This window comes from Plantibacter sp. Leaf314 (genome assembly GCF_001423185.1).
Lineage (GTDB): Bacteria > Actinomycetota > Actinomycetes > Actinomycetales > Microbacteriaceae > Plantibacter.
In genome coordinates this window covers 799,182-823,864 of record NZ_LMOB01000001.1, presented here as the reverse complement: position 1 = coordinate 823,864, position 24,683 = coordinate 799,182, and the positions used below count along the sequence as shown (strand labels likewise).

Below are 24,683 nucleotides of genomic sequence, written 5' to 3'. Positions count from 1 at the left end.
ACCACACACCCGACCGCACCACCCCGACAGCACCACACCCGGGCACGACACGAATCACTGGAAGGTAGACCGATGGACAAGCAGCCAGCAACGCTCCAACGCCGCGATTTCCTCCGAGGGGCACTCGCGACCGCGATCCTCCTCCCGCTCGGCGGGACGCTCGCGTCCTGTGTCGGCGGTGGAGGCGGGGCGACCACCACCGGCGGACCGGTCACGGCCGACAACCCGTTCGGCATGGCAGCCAACTCGACGGTCGACGCCGTCATCTTCAAGGGCGGGTACGGCATCGAGTACACCGAGTTCGCCGGCAAGCTCGTCGAGAAGCAGCAGAAGGGCTCGACCGTCAAGGTCACGGCGGCGACGAACATCGCCCAGACCCTCCAGCCGCGGTTCGTCGCAGGCAACCCGCCGGACGTCATCGACAACAGCGGTGCCGGCCTCATCGGCATCAACACCATCCGCGAGCAGCTCGCCGACCTGACGGACGTCATCGAGGCGAAGAACTACGAGGGCAAGGTCATCAAGGACACCCTCTACCCGGGTGTCGTCGAGCCGGGCACCTTCGACGGCAAGTTCGTGCAGTTGAACTACGTGTTGACGGTCTACGCGGTCTGGTACTCGGCGGCGCTCTTCGAGGCGAACGGCTGGACGCCCCCGAAGACGTGGGCGGAGGCGCTCGACCTCGGCGCGAAGGCCAAGGAGCAGGGCAAGTACCTGTTCGGCTGGGGCACCGAGGCGGCCACCTACTACCTGACGATGGCGATCGCCTCGGCGATCAAGGAGGGCGGCGACGAGGTCCGTCTGGCGCTCGAGAACCTCGAGGCGGACTGCTGGTCGAAGCCGGCCGTCCAGGACGTGCTCAAGGGCCTCAAGGCGATCATCGACGCCGGGTACGTCAAGCCCGGTGGCGCCGGAACGCAGTTCACCGCGGCGCAGGCGCAGTGGAGCAACTCGGAGGACTTCATCCTCTACCCCTCGGGCGGTTGGATCGAGAACGAGATGAAGACCCAGACGAAGGACGGCTTCAAGATGACCGGCGCGCCCGAGCCGACGGTCTCCGCCGACTCCGCTCTGCCGTACTCGGCGCTGCACAGCACGGCCGGTGAAGGGTTCATCGTCCCGTCGCAGGGCAAGAACGTCGGCGGTGGCAAGGAGTTCCTGCGGTCCATGCTCTCCAACGACGCTGCGGTCAACTTCGCGAAGACGACCTTCTCGTCGACCATCGTGAAGGACACGATCCCCGAGGACGGCTTCGGTTCGACGGCGCTCGTGTCCCAGGTGAAGATGCTGAACGACGCCGGCACCGATGTGTTCTCCTGGAGCTTCATCGACCTCTACGGGCTCAACACGGACCTCCTCGTCCTCTGGAACACGTTCCTCCAGGGTGGTTCCGACGTCGCCACGCTCACCAAGGGCATGCAGGACATCTCCGACAAGGTCCGCAACGACGACTCCGTGGACAAGGTCACCGTCAAATGACGGCCGTCGGCACGCCGATCGGGAAGGTGGGAGGGGCCACCCCTCCCGCCGCCCGGCGGCTGCGCCGCCGGGACTTCACGTTCGACCGGGTCTCGTTCTTCCTGGTCTTCCTGATCGTGCCGGTGGTGGGGTACGTCGTCTTCGTGGTCTCACCGTTCGCGCAAGCGGCGTACTACTCGTTGACGAACTGGTCCGGGTTCTCCCCGGGCATGGACTTCGTCGGGTTCTCGAACTACACGAAGCTCTTCCAGGACCAGACCTTCCTCCAGTCCATGGGCAACAGCGTCGCGCTCGCGATCGTCCTGCCGCTCGTGACCCTCGGGATCGCGTTCCTGTTCGCCTCCCTCATCACGATCGGCGGACCGAGCAACGGACCGATCCGCGGCCTCCGCAACTCCAGCGTGTACCGCGTGATCACGTTCTTCCCGTACGTCGTGCCGGCCATCGTCATCGGCCTCATCTGGAAGCAGATCTACGACCCGTCGTCCGGGCTGTTGAACGGCTTCCTGACCGGCATCGGTCTCGACCAGTTCGCCTCGTTCGCCTGGCTCGGTTCGCCGGACACGGCGATGATCGCCACCATGTTCGTCATCGTCTGGGGACTCATCGGGTTCTACACGGTGCTCTTCATCGCGGCGATCAAGGGTGTGCCGGCCGAGGTGTACGAGGCGGCACGGATCGACGGCGCGGGTCGCCTGCGGACCGCGCTCACGATCACCATCCCGTTGATCCGGGACAACATCCAGACGGCGTACATCTACATGGGCATCCTCGCCCTCGACGCGTTCGTGTACATGGCCGCGTTGAACCCGGGCGGCGGCCCGTCGAACACCACGCTCGTGATGTCGCAGCAGCTGTTCACGACGGCGTTCACCAAAGGCCAGTTCGGCTACGCCTGCGCCATGGGGGTCGTGCTCGCGCTCGTCACCCTGATGTTCGCCGGCGTCGTCTTCCTGGTCAGCCGGCTCACCGGCGGCAACGATGAAGGGGTGGCGGAATGACCGTCCAGACCACGGCGACGACCGCGAACCCGGCGGTCGTCGGGAAACCCGGTACGCGCACACCGGCCAGCCGCAAACCGACCACGGGCGACCGCGTCGTCGGGACGGCATCCCACACGGTGCTGATCATCTGGTCCATCGTGGTCGTCGTCCCGCTGCTCTGGACGGTCATGTCGTCGTTCAAGACCAGCTCGGAGATCTTCGCCTCGCCGTTCTCCCTGCCGTCGAACTGGAACTTCGACAACTACGTGAACGCGTGGACGACGGCCGGCATCGGGAGCTTCTTCCTGAACTCGATCGTGGTGGTCTTCGGCGCCCTGATCGTGACCATGCTGTTCGGTTCGATGTGCGCGTACGTGCTGGCGCGGTTCCGCTTCTTCGGGAGCCGAGCGATCTACTATCTGATGCTCGCCGGTCTCACCTTCCCGGTGTTCCTCGCGATCGTGCCGTTGTTCTTCGTGCTGCAGAGCCTCGGGTTGCTCAACTCGCTCCCGGGACTCATCCTCACGTACGCGGCGTTCGCCTTCCCGTTCACCGTGTTCTTCCTCTTCTCCTTCTTCAAGTCGCTGCCGGTCTCCATCGCCGAGGCGGCCGCGATCGACGGAGCAGGGGAGTGGCGGACGTTCTTCCAGGTGATGCTCCCGATGGCGCGGCCAGGGCTCGCGACCGTCGCGATCCTCAACTTCGTGGGCCTGTGGAACCAGTTCCTCCTGCCGGTGGCGCTCAACTCGAACCCGCAGAACTACGTCCTCACGCAGGGCATGGCGTCGTTCGCGGCTCAGGCCGGGTATTCGGTGGACTTCGGTGCGCTCTTCGCGGCGTCCGTCATCACCGTCGTCCCCGTGCTCATCGTGTATCTGATCTTCCAGCGTCAGCTGCAGGGTTCGGTTTCGCAGGGCACGGACAAGTAGCGCATCGGCGTGCGCGTCATGCCACCGAGGGGATCCCTGGAACAATGGTCCGAATGAGCTCCCAGTCGCCAATCGCCGTCGAGATCGCTGTCCAGGACCTCGAGGGGGTCCGCATCGCCATCCGCGAGGGTGCACAGCGGGTCGAGCTCTGCCAGGCCCTCGGGTCCGGCGGGCTCACCCCGTCCATCGGCCTCGTCATGGCCGCGGTCCGGGCGGCGGACGAGGCCGGGCTCGGTGACTTCGTCCACGTCCTGGTCCGGCCTCGTGAAGGCGGGTTCGTCTACACACCGGCCGAGATCGAGGTCATGTCGGGCGACATCCTCGCCTTGGAGGCGGCGGGTGCTGCAGGGATCGTCGTCGGCACCCTCCGGGCCGATCGCACGATCGACACGGAGGCGTTGGCGCAACTACGGCAGGCCGCCGGTTCGCTTGCCGTGACGTTCCACCGTGCCGTCGACGCGACGCTCGACCCGGTCCGCGCCGCGGACGAGCTCCGCGACGCCGGGGTCGACCGCCTCTTGACGTCGGGTGGCGCGCGAGCGAGCATCGACGGCGCGGAGAAGCTCGCGGCGATGGCGTCGAACGGTGACGGCTCGATGGAGATCATGGCCGGCGGGGGAGTGACGATCGACGCGATCCCGACGCTCGCCAGAGCCGGGGTCGACGCGGTGCACCTCTCCGCCCGACGCCGGGCCGGGCGGGTCACCGAGACGGGTCCTGGCGGCGGATCCCCGAGCTACGACATCACCGACGCGACGACGGTCGCCCGAGCCGTCGCAGCGGTCCGCCGCGCCGCCGTCGCGGTGTGACGGTCGCCGGCCGTCCGCCGGCAGCAGGTTGATCGGTCCGGGTCGTCAGATCGCCACGGCGACGAGTGCGGCGATCAGCACGAGCTGGCCGATCAGCCGCGGCACGAGGGGGACCGCGAGGCGACCGAACCGGGCGGGCTGCCGGGCGGCGGCGGCGTTGGCCGGGAAGACGGCGATGAGGAACACGATCAGGCAGCAGACCGCGGCGATCCTCGTCGCCGGGATCAGCAGGCCGAGACCGCCGGCGATCTCGCAGACGCCGGTGAAGAGGACCAGCATCCGTGGGGTGACAGTCGTGCCGCGGAGCCGGTCGGGGATCATCGCGGCCATGGTCCTCCCCGGGCCGGGGAGGAAGTGGAGGAGGCCCATCCCGACGAACATGAGCGCGAGGACGATCGTCAGGATGGACTGCAGGATGGAGAACGGGTTCACCGTGCCATTGTGCTCCGTCGCGGGCCGGCCGTCGCACCTGAGGACGCTTCAGCGACGATAGGCTGGCGGCATGACGGAGCAGCGGGACGACGACGCGCTGAGCTGGGCCGGAGACGACGATCCGACGCTCGACCCTTCAGCGTCAGGCGAGCGAAGCCGAGGAGGAGCGCCCTCGAGTGAGGCGCTCGAGACCCCCGCTCCGGCCGCGCGGCTCGACAAATCGGTCCCCTCGGCCCCCATTCCCTCGGCCTCCGTTCCGGCGACCCCCGTGGAGGCCGAGCAGCAGTCCGAGCCGGACGAGGTGGCTGCAGCCGATCGGGTGCCGGCCGGGCCTGCCGTCGCGGAGCGTGAGCAGATGAGCTCGGTGATGCTCGTGACCCTCGGCATCTTCGGCGGCGTGTTCCTGCTCTACAGCGTCGGCTGGCTCATCTCGGCGTTCCGGCCGGACGCCGCACCCCCGAGCGACGCGGTCGGCCGCTTCATGTTCGACCTCGGGCAGGGTCTGGCGGTCGCCGCCGGACCCGTCTGGATGGCCGCGACCCTCTGGCTGACGCGTGGCGGCAGGCCACTCGTCCGGATCGCCATGCTCCTCCTCGGCGTCCTGCTCATCCTGCCCTGGCCGTTCCTCCGAGGAGTGTGATCGCGATGCCCTCGACCCGTGCGGACACCGCTCCGAAGCCCACCACCCCTCGCCCCTCCTGGCTCAGCTGGTGCATCGCCGTCCTGTTCGGCCTGTTCTTCGCCTACGACGTCTTCGAAGGCGTCGGCAACCTCGTCGGCATCCTCGGAACGGCGGACGGCCTCGGCGTCCCGGTCCTCCCGCTCGGCTGGGTGGTCCTCATCGGTGGCCTCCTCCTCCCGATCGTGGCCTTCGCGATCGCGTACCGGACGGGTCGCGGGCGCTCACTGGGGGAGCAGGCGGTCAGATACCTCGTCGCGCTCTGCGTGGTCGCGGCCGTCTCACTGTCGATCCTCGCGATGTTCGGCGCCCAGCAGCTCATCGACCTCTCCGCCTGAACCACCGGCGGCGGCGTCACACGACGAACCGCCGAGTGCGCCTCCGATAGGCTTGCGACGGCCGCCGGACACCGACGCGCTGCCCACCCCACTGCTACTGCGAAGGAACCGTTCCGTGTCGAAACCGGTCGTACTGATCGCCGAAGAACTCTCACCAGCCACCGTCGACGCCCTCGGGCCCGACTTCGAGGTGCGCTCCGTCGACGGGACGGACCGCCCTGCGCTGCTCGACGCCATCGCCGATGCGGACGCGATCCTCGTGCGTTCCGCCACCAAGGTGGACGAGGAGGCGATCCAGGCGGCGACCCGTCTCAAGGTGATCGCCCGCGCCGGGGTCGGCCTCGACAACGTCGACATCAAGGCCGCGACGACGGCGGGTGTCATGGTCGTCAACGCGCCGACGTCGAACATCATCTCCGCGGCCGAACTCACCGTCGGCCACATCCTGAGCCTCGCTCGCCACATCCCGGCAGCCCACGCCGCGCTCGCCCAGGGCCAGTGGAAGCGTTCCAAGTACACCGGCACGGAGCTGTACGAGAAGACCATCGGCATCATCGGTCTCGGTCGGATCGGCGCGCTCATCACCGCCCGCCTCCAGGCGTTCGGCACGAACGTCATCGCCTACGACCCCTACGTCACGTCGGCGCGTGCGCAGCAGCTCGGCGTGCAGCTCGTCACGTTGGACGAACTGCTCGCTCAGTCCGACTTCATCACGATCCACATGCCGAAGACGCCGGAGACGACGGGCATGATCGCCGGCCCGCAGTTCGCACTCATGAAGCCGACGGCCTACGTGGTGAACGTCGCCCGCGGTGGTCTGATCGACGAGGACGCCCTCTACGAGGCGCTCTCGAACGGTGTGATCGCCGGCGCCGGTCTCGACGTCTTCGTCACCGAGCCGCCCACGGACACGAAGCTGCTCGGCCTCGAGAACGTCATCGTCACGCCGCACCTCGGCGCCTCGACGGACGAAGCACAGGAGAAGGCCGGCGTGTCCGTCGCCAAATCCGTGCGACTCGCCCTCGGTGGCGAACTCGTCCCCGACGCGGTCAACGTCGCCGGTGGCGTCATCGACCCGTACGTCCGTCCCGGTATCCCGCTCGTGGAGAAGCTCGGACAGGTGTTCGCCTCGCTGTCGACCTCGTCGCTGACGAGCGTCGACGTCGAGGTGCACGGCGAGCTCAGTGGCTACGACGTCAGCGTTCTGAAGCTCGCCGCACTCAAGGGGATCTTCACGAACATCGTCAGCGAGACGGTGTCCTACGTGAACGCGCCGCTGTTGGCCGAGCAGCGCGGCGTCGTCGCCCGACTCCTCACCGACGAGGTGAGCGAGGAGTACCGGAACGTCATCACGCTGCGCGGCGCCTTGAGCGACGGATCGCAGATCTCCGTCTCCGGCACCCTGACCGGGACGAAGCAGATCGAGAAGATCGTCGAGATCAACGGGTACGACGTCGAGGTGCCGTTCGCCAAGCACCACATCGTCATGGTCTACACGGACCGTCCCGGAATCGTGGCGGTCTACGGCCAGCGGTTCGGCGAGGCCGGCATCAACATCGCCGGCATGCAGATCGCCCGGCACGAGGCCGGCGGACCGGCGCTCAGCGTGCTGACGGTCGACTCACCCGTCGCCGACGACGTGCTCGAGGTCATCCGCGAGACGATCGACGCCACGCTCCTGCGCGAGATCGACATCACCGAGCAGTAGCACCCATCGACGACGCCCCACCCCGGTCGGTGCCGGGGTGGGGCGTCGTCGTCTCCGGACGGTCAGTGGGAGGGTGCGGGCAGGAGCCGCGCGATGACGGCGAGCAGCCGTTCGATCGACTCGTCACTGCCCTCGTCGGGGTCGCTGACCCCCATGCCGAGTTGTGCGGTGTTGGCGTAGAGGCCGTCCGACATCAGCACGATCGCGCGGGCGGTGTCGGGATCGCCGACGGCGTCCTCCACGGTGCGCAGCCAGCTGCGCCGGATGTGGGACATGGCCTCGCTCGCCTGCGCGTGCTGTCCCTGCGCCAGCCGCGCGACGGCGATGATCGTCCGGTCGAACGGGGTGCCGCAGTCGACGGAGGTCCGCACGAAGTACTCGACGACGCCCTCCGGGGCCGCGAGCATCCGCGCCGTGTCGGCCTCGCTCATCTCCGCGAGTCGCTCGATGAGGCCGTCGACGAGGGCGTCCTTGCTGCCGAAGTGGTAGAGCAGTCCACCTTTGGAGACCCCGGCCGCGGCGGCGACGGCATCGAGGGTCGCAGCGCGTTCGCCCTGTTCGATGAGCAGGTCGGCGAAGGCGTCGAGGACGCGTTCTCGGGCTGCGGTCTGCTTCGCCATGGCTCCATCGTATTCGGCTGGTCGGGTTCGTCTTGATACTATACCGGCTGGACGGTATAGTCGAGCGGGCGGCGCCCGACCGGCGCCGTTCTCCACGCTCCGAAAGAGGTCATCGTGTCCACCGCAACCGAACCCACCGCCGTCCTCGCTCCGCGCGCCGGTCGACGAGCCTGGTTCGCGCTCGCCGTCCTCATGCTCCCCGTGCTCCTGGTGTCGGTGGACAACACGGTCCTGAACTTCGCGTTGCCCGCCATCTCGAGCGCGCTCACCCCGACCGGGACGCAGCTGCTCTGGATCGTCGACGTCTACCCGCTCGTCCTCGCCGGCCTGCTCGTGTCGATGGGTAGCCTCGGCGACCGGATCGGTCGCCGTCGGCTCCTCCTCATCGGGTCCATCGGCTTCGGTGTCGTCTCCGTCGCTGCCGCCTTCGCGCCCAGCGCAGAGCTCCTGATCGCGGCCCGGGCTGCCCTCGGGTTCTTCGGCGCGATGCTGATGCCGTCCACGCTCTCGCTCCTGCGGAACATCTTCCTCGACCGCGACCAGCGACGGTTCGCGATCGCCGTGTGGGCCAGCGGGTTCGCCGCCGGCAGTGCGCTCGGACCGATCGTCGGTGGTGTCATCCTCGAGCACTTCGCCTGGGGCGCGGTGTTCCTGCTGGCGGTGCCGGTACTGTTGCCGCTCGTCGTGCTCGCACCGTTCCTCATCCCCGAGTCCAAGGACCCGGATCCGGGTCGCATCGACGTTCCGAGCATCGTGCTCATCCTCGTGACGATGACTCCGCTCGTGTTCGGCGTCAAGCACCTGGCCGAGGCCGGCTTCGACGTCGTCACCGTCGTCTCGATGGTCGTCGGCGTCGCGAGCGGCATCCTGTTCATCCGGCGACAGCTCCGGCTCGAGCACCCGCTGTTGGATCTCAGTCTCTTCCGGCGAGCCTCGTTCAGTGGCGCCGTGGTCATCAACCTGCTCAGCGTGACCGCGCTCGTCGGTGGTCTGTTCTTCGTGTCGCAGCACCTGCAGCTGGTCCTCGGTCTGGCGCCACTCGACGCCGGCCTCGTCCTGCTGCCCGGTCTCATCGTGATGATCGTCGCCGGTCTCGTGATCGTGCCCATCTCGAAGCGGGTCCGCCCGGGGATCGTCGTGCCCGTCGCCCTCGTCGTCTCGGCCGTCGGATACGCGTCCATCGCGATCACCGGTGGCGACGTCTCGGCCTTCGGGATCGGACTCGCGTTCGTCGCGCTCGGCCTCGGCATCGGATCCGCCGAGACGGTGTCGAACGAACTCGTGATCGCGAGCGCACCGCCGGAGAAGGCCGGTGCCGCGTCCGGCGTGTCCGAGACCGCCTACGAACTCGGTGCGGTCCTCGGCACGGCGACCCTCGGGACGGTGCTCACCGCGTCCTACCGCTCCTCGGTGGTGTTGCCGGACGGGCTCACCGCCGTCCAGCAGCAGGCGGCGGGGGAGACCCTCGGTGGAGCGGCGACCGTCGCGGAGCAGCTCCCGGGCGACCTGGCCGGTGCGCTGATGGAGTCGGCACGGCACGCCTTCGACAGCGGCGTCGGCGTCGCGGCCTGGATCGGGGTCGGCCTCATCGTCGCCGCCATGCTCGTCGCGGCGATCGGTCTGCGCCGCGTCCGGTAAGGCGCGCGTCGGTCGTGCCACCCGGGCTCGGGTGGCACGACCGCGTCGTGGTGCCAGGCGTTAAGCTGGGCGCACACCGTCGTCGCACCCTCAGGAGTCCCATGTCCCGCACCGTCAAGCTCGCAGTCATCCCCGGCGACGGGATCGGTCCCGAGGTCGTGGGCGAGGCGCTCAAGGTGCTGGACGCCGCGATCGAGGGCGGCGAGGCGCGATTCGAGCAGACCCCGTTCTCCCTCGGTGCCGCCCGATTCCTCGAGACGGGCGAGGTGCTGACCGAAGCCGACCTCGCCGCGATCGCCTCGCACGACGCCATCCTCCTCGGCGCCGTCGGCGGCGTGCCCGGCGACCCCCGGCTCGCGAACGCGAACATCGAACGCGGCCTGCTCCTGAAGCTCCGCTTCAGCCTCGACCACTACGTCAACCTGCGACCGACCGTCGTGTACCCGGGGGTGCCCAGCCCGCTGCGCGAGCCCGGGGCGGTCGACTTCGTCGTCGTCCGCGAGGGGACCGAGGGGCCCTACGTCGGCAACGGCGGGGCGATCCGCCAAGGAACGCCGCACGAGGTCGCGAACGAGGTCTCGGTGAACACGGCCTACGGCGTGGAGCGCGTGGTCCGTTACGCGTTCGCCGCCGCGGTGGCTCGCCGGGGCAAGCTGACCCTCGTGCACAAGACCAACGTCCTGGTCTTCGCCGGATCGCTCTGGAAGCGCGTCGTCGACGCCGTGTCCGCCGAGTTCCCCGACGTGGCGGTCGACTACCTCCACGTCGACGCCGCCACGATCTTCCTCGTCACCGATCCTGCTAGATTTGACGTCATCGTCACGGACAACCTCTTCGGCGACATCCTCACCGATCTGGCCGGCGCGATCAGCGGCGGCATCGGTCTCGCGGCCTCGGGAAACATCAACCCGGACGGCACGTACCCGAGCATGTTCGAGCCCGTCCACGGATCGGCGCCCGACATCGCCGGGAAGCAGCTGGCCGATCCGACCGCCGCCATCCTCTCCGTCTCCCTGATGCTGTCGCATCTCGGCTTCGAGACCGAGGCGGCACGAGTGGCCACTGCCGTCACCGCCGACATCGCCGCCCGCACGGGCGCAGCGCGTTCGACGACCGAGGTCGGCGATGCGATCGCGGCCCTCGCGGCGAAGCGGTAGACGACGCCCACCTGACACGCAGATCCAGACGGAAGACACCATCATGACGATCAACCTCCCCATGGCACGGCGCGAACTCGCCTTCACCGTGACCCCGAACGAGCAGCCCGTGCCGGCGGCCGAGCGCGACGCGATCCTCGCCGCCCCCGGGTTCGGCCAGCACTTCACCGACCACATGGTCGACATCTGCTGGTCGGAGCACGGCGGTTGGCACCGGCCCCGTGTCCAGCCCTACGGCCCGATCTCACTCGATCCGGCCGCCGCGGTCCTGCACTACGCCCAGGAGATCTTCGAGGGGCTGAAGGCCTACCGCCATGCCGACGGGTCCATCTGGTCGTTCCGGCCGGACGCGAACGGCCGACGCCTGCAGCGCTCGGCCAAGCGACTCGCCTTGCCGGAGCTCCCCGTCGAGTACTTCGTCGAGTCGATCAAGCAGCTCATCGCGGTCGACGGCTCGTGGGTGCCGTCCGCGCCGGAGACCAGCCTGTACCTCCGGCCCTTCATGTTCGCCAAGGAGGCCTTCCTCGGCGTCCGCCCCGCCAAGAAGGTGAACTACTACGTCATCGCCAGCCCGGCCGGCGCCTACTTCACCGGAGGCGTGACGCCCGTGTCGATCTGGCTGTCGACCGACTACAGCCGCGCCGGCAAGGGCGGCACCGGTGCGGCGAAGACGGGTGGGAACTACGCGTCGTCGTTGCTGCCGCAGGCTGAGGCCTACGAACAGGGCTGCGCTCAGGTCCTCTTCCTCGACGCGCAGGAGGCGACCTACATCGAGGAGCTCGGCGGGATGAACGTCGTGCTCGTCAAGAAGGACGGCACCCTCGTCACGCCCGAGTCCGACTCGATCCTCGAAGGAATCACCCGCGACAGCATCCTCCAGCTCGCTGCGGACCGCGGTCACCCGGTCGAGCGTCGTCGGGTCACGATCGACGAATGGCGTGAGGGCGTCGAGAGCGGCGACATCGTCGAGGTGTTCGCCTGTGGCACCGCCGCGGTCGTCACCCCGATCGCGCAGCTGAAGGCACGGGACTTCACCGTCGGAGACGCAGACGCACCCGCCGGAGAACTGACGATGTCCCTGCGGCAGGAGCTGACGGACATCCAGTACGGACGTCTGCCGGACCGCCACGGGTGGATGACCCGACTCGACGCTGAGACGTCCTCGAGCGCCGAATAGGCTCCGAGCACCCTGGGAAGCCCCGCACCTCGTGCGGGGCTTCCGTGTCCTCCGCGTCCCTCGGGATAGGCTGGCCTGGTGAAAATCGCTCGCTTCAGTCACGATCAGGCCATCCGCTACGGCATCATCGACGATGCGGATCTCGTCGTCCTCGACGGCGATCCGCTCTACTCGGGCTTCGAACCGACGGGGGAGCGCGTCCCGCTCGCGGATGCGGTCCTGCTCGCGCCGGTCATCCCTCGTTCCAAGGTCGTCGCCGTCGGCAAGAACTACCGTGACCACGCGGCCGAGATGGGCGGGGAGGCTCCCTCCGAGCCGCTCCTCTTCCTGAAGCCCAACACCTCGGTGGTCGGTCCTGGCGACGCGGTCGTGTTCCCCAAGCAGTCCGAGCGCATCGACTTCGAGGGTGAGCTCGCCATCGTCATCGGCGGCGTCGCGAAGAACGTGAGCGCAGAGCGCGCAGACGAGGTCATCTTCGGCTACACGATCGCCAACGACGTCACGGCACGCGATCTGCAGGAGGCCGACGGCCAGTGGGCACGGGCGAAGGGCTTCGACACGTTCTGCCCGCTCGGCCCGTACATCGAGACGGAGTTCTCCTTCGACGGTGCGACCATCGAGACGCGCGTCGACGGCGAGGTCCGCCAGCACGCACCGCTGTCGGACATGGTCCACTCGATCGGTGCGATCGTCGAGTACGCCTCGTCCGTCTGGACGCTCCTCCCGGGCGACGTCATCCTGACCGGGACACCGGCCGGCGTCGGAGAGTTCACCGACGGTCAGGTCGTGGAGGTCGAGGTCTCCGGTATCGGGATCCTGCGCAACACCGGTCGCCGCCCCTAGAGCATCCGGGCCGGCCGGGTCTCGAGGGCGTCGAGTACCGCAGCGGCGTCGTCGTCGGTGTTCCAGAGATGGAACGCCACCCTGGCCCGACCCGCCCGGCCGGAGGCGGTGATCCCGGCCGACTGCATGGCGCGGAGATCCTCGCCGTCCGGATCCAGCCAGGTCACGATGGCCGAGGGGGTACCGGTGAGGAGGGATCGGCGGTCGCCGATGCCCGCCCGGAGTGCCGCTGCCAGCCCGGTGTCGTGGGTGTACACAGCCGACGCGTCGAGCTCCGCGAAGAGGGCGATGGCCGGTGCGGCACCGACCCAGGCCTGCCAGGCGGGGGAGACGTCGAAGCGCCGTGCGCTGTCGGCGAGATGCAGCGACGGGCCGTAACACGAGGACCAGACGTCCTCGCCCGAATACCAGCCGGCCTGACTCGGTCGCAGGCGGTCGAGGACGGCTTCGCGCACCGTCAGGAACGCCACCCCTCGGGGAGCGCAGAGCCATTTGTAGGCGTGGCACACCGTGATGTCGTCGGCGGCGGCGTCGACGGGGAGCCAGCCGGCCGCCTGCGTGAGGTCGTTGAGCGTCAGTGCGCCGTGTGCCCGCGCAGCCGCCCGGATCGCCGTCGCATCCGCGACCGCCCCGGTCGCCGACTGGACCGCGGAGTAGGCGACGAGCCAGGTCGACGCGTCGACGTGGTCGGCGAGCTCGGCGAGGGGCGCGTGACGCACCCTGACGCCTCGGTGTGCCTGCATGAGGAACGGCGCGACGAGCGAGCTGAAATCACCCTCGACACAGAGGACCTCGGCTCCGTCGGGGACGGACGCCGCGATCATCGCGACCATGGCAGAGGTCTGAGACCCGATCGCGACGTCGCGCACGGAGACGCCGACCAGATCCGCGTACGAACGGCGTACGTCCTCGACGACCCGTCCGTAGGACGCGGCGTCCGTTCGGGTCTCCTGCCAGGCCGAGAGGTCGGCGGTCAAGGCGTCGACCGTCCCGATCGTCGGCAGCCCGAGCGTGCATGCGGCCAGATAGCCGGACCCCTCGGGGAAGGAGGTCCGCGCTTCGTCGAAGGTCGTGGGGGCCATGGCTCCAGTGTCTTCGTCGACGATCCATAGGACAAGGACAGGCTCACGATGCGATTCATAACGCTGCATTATGCTTCTTCCATGTCGGCCCTCACCCCCCTCCCCGCCTCGACGTCGCTCGACGCGGGGTCCCTGCTCGTCGTCGGGGCCATCGCAGCGACCGGCTCGATCACTGCCGCCGCCCACCAGCTCGGATCGAGCCAACCGGCCGTGAGTCAGCACCTCAGACGCCTCGAGCAACGTCTCGGCATGCCGGTCGTCGAGCGCGTCGGCCGTGGGGTCCGCCTGACCGACGCGGGCCGGATCCTCGCCGAGCACGCCGAAGCGGTGGACCGCGCGCTCCGGGCGGCCACGGAGGAGGTGGCGGCGCTCGCCGGGCTGCGGAGCGGACGGGTGCGGCTCGTGGCCTTCCCCTCGGCCTCCTCCATGCTCGTCCCGCGGTTGCTCGCGCGCGTGTCGGACGAGGTTCCGGGTGTGGGCGTCTCCTTCGTCGAGGCCGAACCGCCGGAAGCCGTGGCGGCGGTCCGAGCCGGTGAGGCCGACGTGGCGATCACCTTCAGCTATCCGGGCGATCCCGACGATCCGCACCGTGCGAGCGCCGCCGGGCTGCAGGTGCACCGCCTCGGCTCCGATCCGATGCGTCTCGTGCTGCCGATCGACCATCCGCGGGCGGCCGACGAGCAGGTCGACCTCGCGGCGCTCGCCGGCGAGCGGTGGATCGCCGGTTGCCCGCGGTGTCGTGGTCACCTCCTGGGACTCTGTCGGTCCAGCGGCTTCGAGCCGGACATCGCCCACGAGACCGACAACGCGATCGCCGTCACCGCGCTCGTCGCGGCAGGCCTCGGCGTCGCACTCCTCCCGTCGCTCGCACTTTCGGCGGCCCGGCTCCCCGAAGGCGTCGTCGTCCGGCCGACGCGGAACGGAGACGATCGCGCGCTGCACCTCGTGAGCGCGGCGCATGCGGACCGCATCCCGGCGGTCGCGGCACTCCTGCGCATCGCCGCGTCCGTGGGTGGCCCGAGTAGGATGACAGTCGATGTCTGACACGATTACGCACCCCTTCTCCACGGCTTCCGGTTCCGACGTCCGCGTCCGGTTCTGCCCGTCACCGACCGGCACGCCGCACGTCGGCCTCGTCCGCACGGCCCTGTTCAACTGGGCCTACGCCCGCCACACGGGCGGCAAGCTCGTCTTCCGTATCGAGGACACCGACGCGGCCCGCGACAGCGAGGAGAGCTACGAACAGCTCGTCGACGCGCTGACCTGGCTGCGGCTCGACTGGGACGAGGGTGTCGGCGTCGGCGGACCCCACGCGCCGTACCGGCAGTCCGAGCGCAGCGACATCTACGCCGACGTCATCGCGCGACTGACCGCGGCCGGGCACCTCTACGAGAGCTTCTCGACCGCCGAGGAGATCGACGCGCGCAACGAGGCGGCGGGGCGACCGAAGCAGTTCGGCTACGACAACTTCGACCGCGACCTCACCGACGAGCAGCGTGCAGCCTTCCGAGCTGAAGGTCGTGAGCCGGCGCTCCGCCTCCGGGTCCCGGACGACGACCTCAGCTTCGACGACCTCGTCCGCGGCGAGATCACCTTCCCGGCCGGCTCGTTCACCGACTTCGTCCTCGTGCGTCCGAACGGCAAGCCGCTCTACACCCTCGTGAACCCCGTCGACGACGCCATCATGCAGATCACCCACGTGCTCCGCGGCGAGGACCTGCTGCCGTCGACGCCTCGTCAGATCGCGCTGTACCACGCGCTCATCGACATCGGCCTCACCACCTTCGTCCCGAGGTTCGGTCACCTGCCCTACGTGATGGGGGAGGGCAACAAGAAGCTCTCGAAGCGCGATCCCGAGGCGAACCTCTTCCACCACCGGGACCGCGGCTTCGTGCCGGAGGGGCTCATCAACTACCTCGCGCTTCTGGGGTGGTCGCTCAGCGGCGACCGGGACGTGTTCTCGATCGAAGAGATGATCGCGGCCTTCGACGTCGTCGACGTGAATCCGAACCCGGCCCGGTTCGACCTCAAGAAGGCGGAATCGATCAACGGGGACCACATCCGGTTGCTGGAGCCCGCGGACTTCCTCGGCCGCATCGTCCCGTATCTCGTGGATGCCGGCGTGGTGAGCGAGCCGGTTCCCGATGTCCAGCAGGCGATCCTCGAGCAGGCCGCACCGCTCGTGCAGGAGCGCATCGCGCTGTTGGGCGAGGTCCCGGCGCTCCTCGGGTTCCTGTTCGTCGGCGCCGCCGAGCTCGACTACCAGGACGACGCGCTGCGGGGGCTCCCCGCCAACGCGGGTGAGGTCCTCGCGGCCTCCATCGGTGCGCTCGAGCTCATCCCCGCGGCCGAGTGGACCGCGGCCTCGATCCAGGAGGCGCTCGCCGGCGCGCTCATCGAGGGGCTCGGCCTGAAGCCCCGGATCGCCTACGGTCCGCTCCGCGTCGCGGCATCCGGTCGCCGGATCTCGCCGCCGCTCTTCGAATCCCTCGAGATCCTCGGGAAGACGGAATCGATCGCGCGACTGGATCGGCTCTCCGCGCACCTCGCGTCATGAGCGACGCCTACGACGTCGTCGTGATCGGTGGAGGCCCGGCGGGGCTCTCTGCCGCGCTGAACCTCGCTCGGGCGCGGCGTCGAGTCCTCGTGCTCGACGGCAACCGTCCACGCCATGCCGCGACGCTCCGCTCCCACGGCTTCCTCACGCGCGACGGTGTCCCGCCGCTCGATCTGCGGCGGCTGGGGCGCGAGGAGGTCGCGGCCTACGCGAACGCCGAGATCCAGTTCGCGGCGGTCCAGACGGTCGAGGCGACTCCTGACGGATTCCGGGTCGTCGCCCAAGGCGTCCGTGGCGAGCCGGACCGCGACGTCGTGACCCGCACCGTCGTCGTGGCCAGCGGGCTCACGGAGACCCTGCCGAAGGTCGGGAACATGCGGGCGTTCTACGGGACGGACCTGCACAGCTGCGTCGAGTGCGACGGGTTCGAGAAGGCGGACGCACCGCTCGCCCTCATCGGCGAGTCGGCAGACCTGGCCGAGTGGGCGATCCTCATCGCGCAGTGGTCGTCCGATCTCATCGTCTTCACCAACGGGTCCGACACCGTCACCGAGCCGGAGGAGGCCGCGTTGGCGTCTGCGGGCATCCGGGTCGAGCGCGGTGCGGTCGCCGAGCTGGCCGGCGGTCGCGACGGGTTCTCCGGGGTGATGCTCGCCGACGGGACGCTCATCGAGCGGTCTGGCGGGTTCGTGCGGCCGGAATGGTCCGCTCCGCTCGAGTACCTGCTGCCGCTCGCGCTCGACCGCGACACCGACGGCTATGTGGTCGTCGATGCTTGGGGCCGCACGACCGTGCCCGGGGTGTACGCCGCCGGCGACATCACACCACCCGGCCCGCAACAGCTCATCGTGGCCGCCGGAAACGGTGCGCGGGTGGCTCGAGCGCTCAACCGGGACCTCGCCGGCGTGCCCAGCTGAACCTGCCGCGACGCGCCCGGAACGCACCGATTTGAGACGATCGGCTCCGTAGGCTAGTGTTGTTCTTCGGTCGGGGCTTCGGTTCAGACAGTGGGGTATGGTGTAATTGGCAACACGACTGATTCTGGTTCAGTTGTTCTTGGTTCGAGTCCAGGTACCCCAGCAAGACAGCAGCATCACGACGAAGGCCCGCGAACATCGCGGGCCTTCGTCGTTGGATCAAGGGTCGCGTCGGACGGGTCAGGCCTCCTCGACCGGCTCCGGGCGTTGCTGCTGATCCGCGGACTCCCCATCCGGAGCGCTCGCTCCCGCATCCGACCAGGTCGCGCGGATCGCTCCGGCGAGTCGACGCAGGAACGCTTCGGCATGACGGTTCATCGCCGCGGGGTCGTGGTCGAGGAGTGCCTGCAGGACCGCTTGCACGGCTGGGATCCCGCCGGCGTCGATAAGGACCACCGGTCGCTGCACCGCGTACCGGACGAGCGCGATCATCGCTGATGTGATGACCGAGGGGATGAGTTCGAGGTCGTCGAGCAGTCCTTCGCCGAAGCTCAACAGCAGACCCACCGCCCGCGTCGTCTCCTCGACCGGGAGCCGGGCGATCCGCCGCTCGAGGTACTCCGCCTCGAGGAGGGTGTCGTCATCGAGCCGCTCCACGATGCGCTGCACCAGCAGGGGGACGAGGGCGTCGAGCAGGTCGATCACCTCGAACAGCGACCCACTGGCGAGCGGAGCCACCCGCGTGAACCGATTGGGAGCCGTCTGCACGAGGCCGAGGCCGTCGAGTCGGGCCAGGGCTTCCCGGAGCGGCGTCCTCGACACGCCGAGCAGCGCAGTGAGCTCGTCGTCCCGGAGGCGGCGTCCTGGTGCCAGTCGGCCGTCGATGATCTCCGCCAGGAGACGCTCGAAGACGTTCTGGCGCAGGAGACGGCGATCCGAGACCGGATCAGTCCGGACCGACGGGGCGTTCATTCGGGATCCCGCTCGGCGAGGTCGGCGGCGGTCCGTTCGAAAGCGACGATGCGCTCCGTCGCCGGCGCGATCTGCCGGGCCATCTCCCGGAAGGCTGATTCGCCCTGACCGAAGGGGTCGATGACGTCGTCGTCGGCCGGGTCCGGGATGCGTGCGCTCGTCCGGTTCGCCGCCAGTTCGGGCAGGAGCCGTCGCCACCGCTCCGCGCGGTCCCGGGGGAGCTCGGCGATCTCTACGGTGTCGAGGAGCCGACCGAACTCCCGCAGGGTGAAGGTCCTCCGCAACGCATCGGGCTGGAGGCGGAGAACGGCGCCACGCTGGTCCCTCGTCATCGTCAGAACGGCGTCCTGGCGACGGATCATCTCCGCGGTCAGCTGCGTCGCGACGAACCCGTCGGTCGCAGCGGCGAGTGGTCCGAGGAGGGCCATGCTCGAGGCATCGATCGGTTGTCCGCCCATCGCCCTCGTCCCCGCACTCCGCACCTCGAACCCGGACGCGTCGATGTCGCGAAGCCCGCCGGCCAGCAGGAACCCGGCGTACGGAGAACGACAGATGTTGCCTGTGCAGACCATGAGGATCCGAGTCGGTGTCGGGTCTGGCGTCGCGCTCATACTCGTTCCCGTCGTGATCGACGGCTCGACGAGCTGTCGACCGGGGGCGTCACTCCGGGCAGCTCGCGTTGCGCCTGCTGCTGTTCGGGCGTGCGTCGGAGAGCGGGTGCCGCAGCGGGACGGCGGGTGTCGGGCGCATCCGTGGGCGCGGTCTTCCGACGGGTGCGTCGCTTCGGGGCGGTCGTCCCGGGTTCCGGGATCCGGTCGTAGTAGGAGTACGAGTAGGACTGCCCGCCACGGGAGGCCTCGACACGATTGAGGACGACGCCGAGGAGCTTGGCCTGGACGAAACTCAGGTTCTCGAGGGATTGACGGAGCTGGTCGCGGTGCAGGCGTCCGTCGGCGGAGGCGACGAGCAGGACACCGCTCGCGAGCGTCGACAGTGCGGTGGGGTCCGAGACGTTCACGAGTGGCGGGGTGTCGACGACGACCACGTCGAAGGTGCGCTCCATCTCGGCCAGGGCTCGTTCCATGGCGGCAGACCCGAGGAGTTCGCTGGGGTTGGGTGGGAGCTCCCCGGAGGTGAGGACGGCCAGACGTCCGGCGCCGTTGACGGACTGCGCCGCCTCGTCGAGGCTGATTCGTCCGGTGAGGACCGTCGTCAGCCCGACCGAGCCCTCCAATCCGAACAGCTCGTGCTGGCGGGGGCGTCGCAGATCGGCGTCGACGAGGAGGACCGAGTTCCCCGCCTCGGCGAGGACGAGAGCGAGGTTCGCCGCGGTGGTGGTCTTCCCCTCGCCGGGGATGGAGGACGTGACCATGACGCTTCGGAGCCCGCCGTCGATGGAGGCGAACTGCAGGTGGGTCCGGAGCTGGCGGAAGCTCTCGGCCCGCCGGCTGTAACTCTCCGTCGAGCCGAGGATGAGCTGCGGTGTATCAGCGGGCTCGGCCGTGAAGGTGCCGAGGATGCTGGTGTCCGTGAGTTTCTCGATCGCGGCTCGGCCGCGCAGCCGGGTGTCCAGGACCTCGATGAGGAGCGCGGTTCCGACGCCGAGGGCGAGACCGATGAACACGCCGACGGCGAGGTTCTGCAGCGGGTTGGGTGCGACCGGGGACCAGGGCGGTGACGCCTGCTCGACGATCGTGAGTCCGACCGGGGTCGGGCCTCCGGCTGCATCGGTCGACGATGCGGCATCAGTGCTCTCGACGTCGTCGACCAGGTCGACGAGGACCTCGGAGGCGGTGTTGGCGATGCGGGCCGCCGCCACCGGGTCGCTGTCGAGGGCCGAGATGTTGATCAGCACCGACTGGGCGGGGTTGGCTGCGGAGATCGCGCCGACCAGGGTGGCGGGGTCGAGGTCGAGCCGTTCGGCCACCATGGTGCGCACGGTGGAGCCGGTCGCCAGGATGACGTAGGAGGAGACGCGGCTCTGCGCGAAGGTGTTGCCCTGGTTGAGTTCGCCCACCGAGTCGCCGCTCTTGACGGCGACGAACAACTGGGCCGTCGACTGATAGACGGGCTTGGTGACGAGGGTGTACCCGTGGGCCAGCGCCGCGATGCCGGCTGTGATGGCGACGATGAGCAGCCACCGGTGGCGGAAGATGCGCAGGTAATCCTTGAGATCCATCCTGGTATATTAGCATATCGGATGTCTGGCACGTGGTGGAACGACGACGAAGGGCCCGGACTCATCGAGTCCGGGCCCTTCACGGGGTGATGGAACGAGTGCTCAGGCCGCCTTGCCGAACCGGTCGGTGCCGCTCGCGCGAGGCCGACGTGGCGCGCGGTTCGTCTGCCGGACGGTCGGTTCCGTCATGACGGGACGTTCTGCGCCGACGAGGGCGCTATCGGCCACCCGGGCATCTCGATCGACGCTGGCGCCGTGCGCGACGTGCACGTCCGCCCCCAAGCGCGCATCGCTTCCGACCCTGGCGCCGCGACCGATGACGCAGCGCTCGCCGATGTGGACGTTCGCGCCGATGAAGGCACCCTCACCGATCACTGCGGACCGATCGATCCAGGTCCCGGCACCGATCCAGGCATTGGCGCGGATGTCCGCGTCCGCCTCGACGAACGTCGTCCGTTCGATGAACGCCGTCGGATCGATCAGTGCACGAGCTGCGACCATGCCCTTGCCGTTCGGGTGGTGGCGGTATCGCTCCACCTCACCGGTGCGGCCTTCGATCTCTTCGTACACTCTCGCCATGGGTGACCCCCTTCTGGTCTACTCAACACTGGGGACAACGCCCGGAAGCTCCCGGTCATTCCTTCCCCGGCCGTGCCTGGGAATCCCATGAGTCTCGTGTTCTGCTGTAGGAGGAGTTCGGAATCCCACCGGGATGTGGATTGGTCGGAACCGCTCACTGGAAGTCCCGCGAGCGGGTGTTCGCCCCGATCCGGAGAGCCTCGAGGCGATCCGCCACCAGGTTGACGATCCCCTCCGGTGAGCGCTCCAACATGCCCCGGACCACCATGGCCGGGGCCTCCCTCGCCACCCGGCGATACCGGTTCCAGACACCGACGCTGCAGATCACGTTGACGAGCCCGGCTTCGTCCTCGAGGTTCATGAAGGTGATCCCGCTCGCAGTCGCCGGTCGCTGACGATGCGTCACGATGCCCCCCACCTCCACGCGGCGGTCCGTCTGCGCCGTCAGGAGTTCGTCGGATCGCAGGGCACCTCGACGCCGCAGCTCAGTCCGTACATGACGGATGGGATGGTCGTCGGTCGACATCCCGGTCGCCCAGATGTCGGAGATCAGCTGCTCGGCCGGTGTCGGGACCGGTAGCAGTGGCGGTTGCACCGTCGTGAACGTCCCCTCGAGCTGATCTGGTCGGTGTCTGCTCGCCTGGGCGGCACCCCACATCGCCTCGCGACGCGTCAGCCCGAACCCCTCGAAGGCGCCGGCCGCGGACAGCGCCTCCAACTGGGACGAGCTGAGGCCGATCCGCCTCGCCAGATCGGCTTGGCTCGAGAAGAGCCCGCCGCGTTCCCGCTCGGCGACGATGCGCTTCGCCAGTTCCTCACCGATCCCCTGGACGGAGGAGAGCCCCAGTCGGACGGCGAGTCCTCCGTCGCGCCGGTGGCCGGCGGAGTCGTCCGGGAGGTGCGGGTCGAAGTCGCCCGTCGGTCCCTGCTCCTGTTCGAGGCAGCGAGGGCGTCCCCCGGGGGCGATCGGCGTGCCCGGGTCCGCGTCCGGATCGAGCGCCTCGAGGCCGGCCTGAGCCCCCGAGCGGTGCAGGTCGGGGCGGAGCACCGGGACGCCGTGTCGTCGGGCGTCGGCGACCAGGGTCATGGGCGAATAGAACCCCATCGGCTGCGCGCGGAGCAGTGCCGCCAGGAAGGCGCCGGGGTAGTGCAGTCGCAACCACGCGCTCACGTAGACGAGCAGGGCGAAACTCAGGGAGTGGCTCTCCGCGAAGCCGAAGTTCGCGAAGGCCTGGATCTTCGCGTAGACCGCATCGGCGTCCGCGCCGACGATGCCGTTACCGGCCATGCCGAGATAGAGCGTGTCCTTGAGGCTCTCGATCTTCTCCTCGCCGCGCTTGGATCCCATCGCCCGCCGGAGCAGGTCGGCGTCTTCGGCGGAACACCCGCCGACGGCCATCGCCATCTGCATCAGCTGCTCCTGGAACAGGGGGACGCCGAGGGTGCGTTCGAGGACCGGCTCGAGGCTCGGGTGGAGGTAGGTGATGGGTTCCTGGCCGGTCTTCCGTCGCAGGTAGGGGTGCACGGCGCCACCCTGGATCGGGCCCGGGCGGATCATGGCCACCTCGATGACCAGGTCGTAGAACCGTCGGGGGAGAAGCCGGGGGAGCATCCCCATCTGTGCACGGCTCTCCACCTGGAACACGCCGATGGTGTCGGCCCGGCAGAGCTGGTCGTAGACCCCCGCTTCGTCCCTCGGGATGGTCTCCAACGTCCAGCGCTCTCCGGTGTGTTCGGCGACGAGGTCGAAGCAGTACTGGATGGCCGACAACATGCCGAGGCCCAGGAGGTCGAACTTCACGAGTCCCATCCAGGCGCAGTCGTCCTTGTCCCATTGGAGGACCGTACGGCCGTCCATCCGACCGTGTTCGATCGGGCACACCTCGCCGACCGGGCGGTCGGTCAGCACCATGCCGCCGGAGTGGATGCCGAGATGCCGGGGCAGGGTCAGCATCTCCTGAGCGAGGCCGACGACGCGGTCCGGGATGTCGTGGTCGGTGCTCGACATCACACCACCCCAGCGCTCGACCTGCTTGGACCAGGCGTCCTGTTGGCCGGGGCTGTAGCCGAGGGCCTTCGCCGTGTCCCGGACGGCGAACTTCGGCCGGTAACTGATGACGTTGGCGACCTGGGCCGCGTTGCGGCGTCCGTAGGTCTCGTACACGTACTGGATGGCCTCCTCGCGGCGGTCCGAGTCGAAGTCGACGTCGATGTCGGGCTCCTCCTCGCGCATGCTGGAGAGGAACCGCTCGAAGGGCAACTCGTAGAAGATCGAGTCGACGGCGGTGATCCCGAGCAGATAGCAGACGGCCGAGTTCGCGGCCGAGCCGCGGCCCTGACAGAGGATGCCACGGCTGCGGGCGAAGCTCACGATGTCGTGCACGATCAGGAAGTACCCGGGGAAGTCCTTCTGCTCGATGACCTCGAGTTCGCGGTCGATGCGTCGGAGGTGCTCCGGCGTGGCGTTCGGGTACTTCACGGGGACGGCTTCGAGGACGAGGTGCCGCAACCAACTCATCGGGGTGTGCCCCTCCGGGACGCGTTGGCGGGGGAGGTTCGGGCGGACGGCCCGCAGACTGAACGCGAGGTCGTCGGCGAGTTCGACGCTTCGTGCGACCGCCCCGGGGTATCTCGCGAACCGCGCCGCCATCTCGGCACCGCTCCGGAGATGAGCGGCACCGGCGGCAGGCAGCCAACCGTCGAGCTCCTCGAGACTCCGACGGGCTCTGACGGCGGACAACGCGGTCTGCAGCCGATGCTGATCAGGGGTCGCGTAGTGGACGTTCCCGGTCGCCACGACGGTGAGGTCGAGCAGGGCGGCGATCTCGGCGAGCGCGTCGTTCTCCGCCGAGTCCTCCGGATGGCCGTGGTCGCTCAGTTCCACGACGACGTGCTCCGGACCGAACAGCGCGACGAGTCGGTCGACCGCGGCGGCCGCGGCCTCCATACCCTGTTCGCGCAATGCCGTGCGGACGAATCCCTTCCGGCATCCGGTGAGGACGGTCACGAAGCCCGCGACGGACGCGGCGAGTCGCTCGAGGTCGTAGATCGGGTGTCCCTTCTCAGCGCCCTCGGCGAGCTGCGCGTCCGTGATCGCGCCGGCGAGGCGGTGATAGCCCTCGGCCCGACGGGCGAGCAGGAGCAGATGATGACCGACGGGATCCGGGACGCCGTTCTGCGGCCGGTCGAGTCCGATCGACAGCTCCGCACCGTAGACGGTCCGGAGGTCGGGGAACCGTTCAGCCGCCTCGGCCATGCGGACGACCCCGTAGAACCCGTCGTGATCGGTGAGGGCGAGAGCGTGCAGCCCGAGTGCTGCGGCCTCCTCGACGAGACGTTCAGGGGGGCTCGCACCGTCGAGGAAGCTGAAGCTCGAGTGCGCGTGGAGTTCCGCGTACGGGACCGTCGTCGACGCCGGCCGAGGCTTGGGTGGCTCCGGGGCGTACGGCTCGCGCTTCCGGGACCAGGCCGGGCTGTCGCCGCCGTCCGCCCCCAGCGGGAGGGCGGCCGGCCGGCTCGCGTCGGACAGGCGACGCTCGAACTCCGACCACGACACCGGGGGATTGTTCCATCCCATGGGGGTTCCTCTCGTCATGCTGCTGGGG

The 24,683-nt window shown here is 69.0% G+C and carries 22 protein-coding genes and 1 tRNA gene; 15 read left to right on the top strand and 8 right to left on the bottom strand.

Features of this window, described 5'->3' with window-relative positions; genetic code table 11:
- Positions 1-72: 72 nt before the first annotated feature.
- The 4 genes from ngcE to ASF68_RS03835 are packed head-to-tail and all read left to right on the top strand — an operon-like array spanning position 73 to position 4,200.
- A complete protein-coding gene (gene ngcE, locus ASF68_RS03850) occupies positions 73-1,479 on the top strand; it encodes an N-acetylglucosamine/diacetylchitobiose ABC transporter substrate-binding protein (RefSeq protein WP_056007057.1) in 1,407 nt (468 codons plus the stop codon).
- Positions 1,476-2,480, top strand: coding sequence for a carbohydrate ABC transporter permease (locus tag ASF68_RS03845; RefSeq protein WP_056007053.1), 1,005 nt, complete (start codon positions 1,476-1,478; stop codon positions 2,478-2,480). Before ngcE ends, ASF68_RS03845 begins: the two co-directional genes overlap by 4 nt.
- The gene (locus tag ASF68_RS03840; protein ID WP_056007049.1) at positions 2,477-3,391 is read left to right on the top strand and encodes a carbohydrate ABC transporter permease; all 915 of its coding nucleotides are present in this window, start codon (positions 2,477-2,479) and stop codon (positions 3,389-3,391) included. The genes ASF68_RS03845 and ASF68_RS03840 overlap by 4 nt, the downstream gene beginning before the upstream one ends.
- A gap of 53 nt (positions 3,392-3,444) precedes the next feature.
- A complete protein-coding gene (locus ASF68_RS03835) occupies positions 3,445-4,200 on the top strand; it encodes a copper homeostasis protein CutC (RefSeq protein WP_056007045.1) in 756 nt (251 codons plus the stop codon).
- Positions 4,201-4,245: 45 nt separating this feature from the next.
- Here the strand turns inward: ASF68_RS03835 and ASF68_RS03830 are convergent, their stop codons facing one another.
- Positions 4,246-4,632: a DoxX family protein gene (locus ASF68_RS03830; protein ID WP_082498472.1), complete on the bottom strand. Its 387-nt coding sequence runs from the start codon at positions 4,630-4,632 to the stop codon at positions 4,246-4,248.
- 70 nt (positions 4,633-4,702) lie between these two features.
- Between ASF68_RS03830 and ASF68_RS03825 the strand changes: the two genes are divergently transcribed.
- The 3 genes from ASF68_RS03825 to serA all read left to right on the top strand — a co-directional run bounded on the left by ASF68_RS03825 (position 4,703) and on the right by serA (position 7,357).
- On the top strand, positions 4,703-5,272 hold the full coding sequence (locus ASF68_RS03825; RefSeq protein WP_056007042.1) for a hypothetical protein: 570 nt from the start codon (positions 4,703-4,705) through the stop codon (positions 5,270-5,272).
- Positions 5,273-5,277: 5 nt separating this feature from the next.
- Complete coding sequence (locus ASF68_RS03820; RefSeq protein WP_157580189.1) at positions 5,278-5,649, top strand: hypothetical protein; 372 nt, start codon at positions 5,278-5,280, stop codon at positions 5,647-5,649.
- A 115-nt stretch (positions 5,650-5,764) separates the two neighbouring features.
- Positions 5,765-7,357 (top strand): phosphoglycerate dehydrogenase, encoded by a 1,593-nt coding sequence (gene serA / locus ASF68_RS03815; RefSeq protein WP_056007036.1) that lies wholly within the window; start codon positions 5,765-5,767, stop codon positions 7,355-7,357.
- A 62-nt stretch (positions 7,358-7,419) separates the two neighbouring features.
- Here the strand turns inward: serA and ASF68_RS19315 are convergent, their stop codons facing one another.
- Complete coding sequence (locus tag ASF68_RS19315) at positions 7,420-7,977, bottom strand: TetR/AcrR family transcriptional regulator (protein ID WP_056007033.1); 558 nt, start codon at positions 7,975-7,977, stop codon at positions 7,420-7,422.
- A 114-nt stretch (positions 7,978-8,091) separates the two neighbouring features.
- Between ASF68_RS19315 and ASF68_RS03805 the strand changes: the two genes are divergently transcribed.
- From ASF68_RS03805 to ASF68_RS03790, 4 genes are all read left to right on the top strand, one after another.
- A complete protein-coding gene (locus ASF68_RS03805) occupies positions 8,092-9,615 on the top strand; it encodes an MFS transporter (protein ID WP_235526748.1) in 1,524 nt (507 codons plus the stop codon).
- Between the two features lie 101 nt (positions 9,616-9,716).
- The gene (locus ASF68_RS03800) at positions 9,717-10,772 is read left to right on the top strand and encodes a 3-isopropylmalate dehydrogenase (protein ID WP_056007027.1); all 1,056 of its coding nucleotides are present in this window, start codon (positions 9,717-9,719) and stop codon (positions 10,770-10,772) included.
- Between the two features lie 43 nt (positions 10,773-10,815).
- A complete protein-coding gene (locus ASF68_RS03795; RefSeq protein WP_082455848.1) occupies positions 10,816-11,949 on the top strand; it encodes a branched-chain amino acid aminotransferase in 1,134 nt (377 codons plus the stop codon).
- Positions 11,950-12,027: 78 nt separating this feature from the next.
- Positions 12,028-12,792 carry a fumarylacetoacetate hydrolase family protein gene (locus ASF68_RS03790; protein ID WP_056007024.1) on the top strand — a complete coding sequence of 255 codons (765 nt, stop codon included), beginning with the start codon at positions 12,028-12,030 and terminating at the stop codon, positions 12,790-12,792.
- Here the strand turns inward: ASF68_RS03790 and ASF68_RS03785 are convergent.
- Positions 12,789-13,874 (bottom strand): aminotransferase class V-fold PLP-dependent enzyme, encoded by a 1,086-nt coding sequence (locus ASF68_RS03785; RefSeq protein ID WP_056007021.1) that lies wholly within the window; start codon positions 13,872-13,874, stop codon positions 12,789-12,791. The genes ASF68_RS03790 and ASF68_RS03785 overlap by 4 nt on opposite strands.
- Before the next feature lie 81 nt (positions 13,875-13,955).
- Between ASF68_RS03785 and ASF68_RS03780 the strand changes: the two genes are divergently transcribed.
- The 4 genes from ASF68_RS03780 (at position 13,956) to ASF68_RS03765 (ending at position 17,511) form a co-directional block, all read left to right on the top strand.
- Positions 13,956-14,918, top strand: a complete 963-nt coding sequence (locus tag ASF68_RS03780) for a LysR family transcriptional regulator (protein WP_056007018.1) — start codon at positions 13,956-13,958, stop codon at positions 14,916-14,918.
- Positions 14,911-16,431, top strand: coding sequence for a glutamate--tRNA ligase (gltX, locus tag ASF68_RS03775; protein WP_056007016.1), 1,521 nt, complete (start codon positions 14,911-14,913; stop codon positions 16,429-16,431). The genes ASF68_RS03780 and gltX overlap by 8 nt, the downstream gene beginning before the upstream one ends.
- Positions 16,428-17,348, top strand: a complete 921-nt coding sequence (locus ASF68_RS03770; protein WP_056007013.1) for an NAD(P)/FAD-dependent oxidoreductase — start codon at positions 16,428-16,430, stop codon at positions 17,346-17,348. Before gltX ends, ASF68_RS03770 begins: the two co-directional genes overlap by 4 nt.
- Positions 17,349-17,439: 91 nt before the next feature.
- Positions 17,440-17,511 (top strand) — tRNA-Gln (locus tag ASF68_RS03765).
- 77 nt (positions 17,512-17,588) lie between these two features.
- On the opposite strand, the gene ASF68_RS03760 is transcribed toward ASF68_RS03765, so the two are convergent.
- From ASF68_RS03760 to ASF68_RS03740, 5 genes are all read right to left on the bottom strand, one after another.
- A complete protein-coding gene (locus tag ASF68_RS03760) occupies positions 17,589-18,320 on the bottom strand; it encodes a GntR family transcriptional regulator (protein ID WP_056007009.1) in 732 nt (243 codons plus the stop codon).
- Positions 18,317-18,931 carry a hypothetical protein gene (locus ASF68_RS03755; protein WP_056007006.1) on the bottom strand — a complete coding sequence of 205 codons (615 nt, stop codon included), beginning with the start codon at positions 18,929-18,931 and terminating at the stop codon, positions 18,317-18,319. The genes ASF68_RS03760 and ASF68_RS03755 overlap by 4 nt, the downstream gene beginning before the upstream one ends.
- The gene (locus ASF68_RS03750; RefSeq protein WP_056007003.1) at positions 18,928-20,499 is read right to left on the bottom strand and encodes a polysaccharide biosynthesis tyrosine autokinase; all 1,572 of its coding nucleotides are present in this window, start codon (positions 20,497-20,499) and stop codon (positions 18,928-18,930) included. Before ASF68_RS03750 ends, ASF68_RS03755 begins: the two co-directional genes overlap by 4 nt.
- Before the next feature lie 102 nt (positions 20,500-20,601).
- A complete protein-coding gene (locus ASF68_RS03745) occupies positions 20,602-21,078 on the bottom strand; it encodes a DapH/DapD/GlmU-related protein (protein WP_082455846.1) in 477 nt (158 codons plus the stop codon).
- Positions 21,079-21,232: 154 nt separating this feature from the next.
- A complete protein-coding gene (locus tag ASF68_RS03740; protein WP_056006997.1) occupies positions 21,233-24,655 on the bottom strand; it encodes an error-prone DNA polymerase in 3,423 nt (1,140 codons plus the stop codon).
- Positions 24,656-24,683 lie beyond the last annotated feature (28 nt).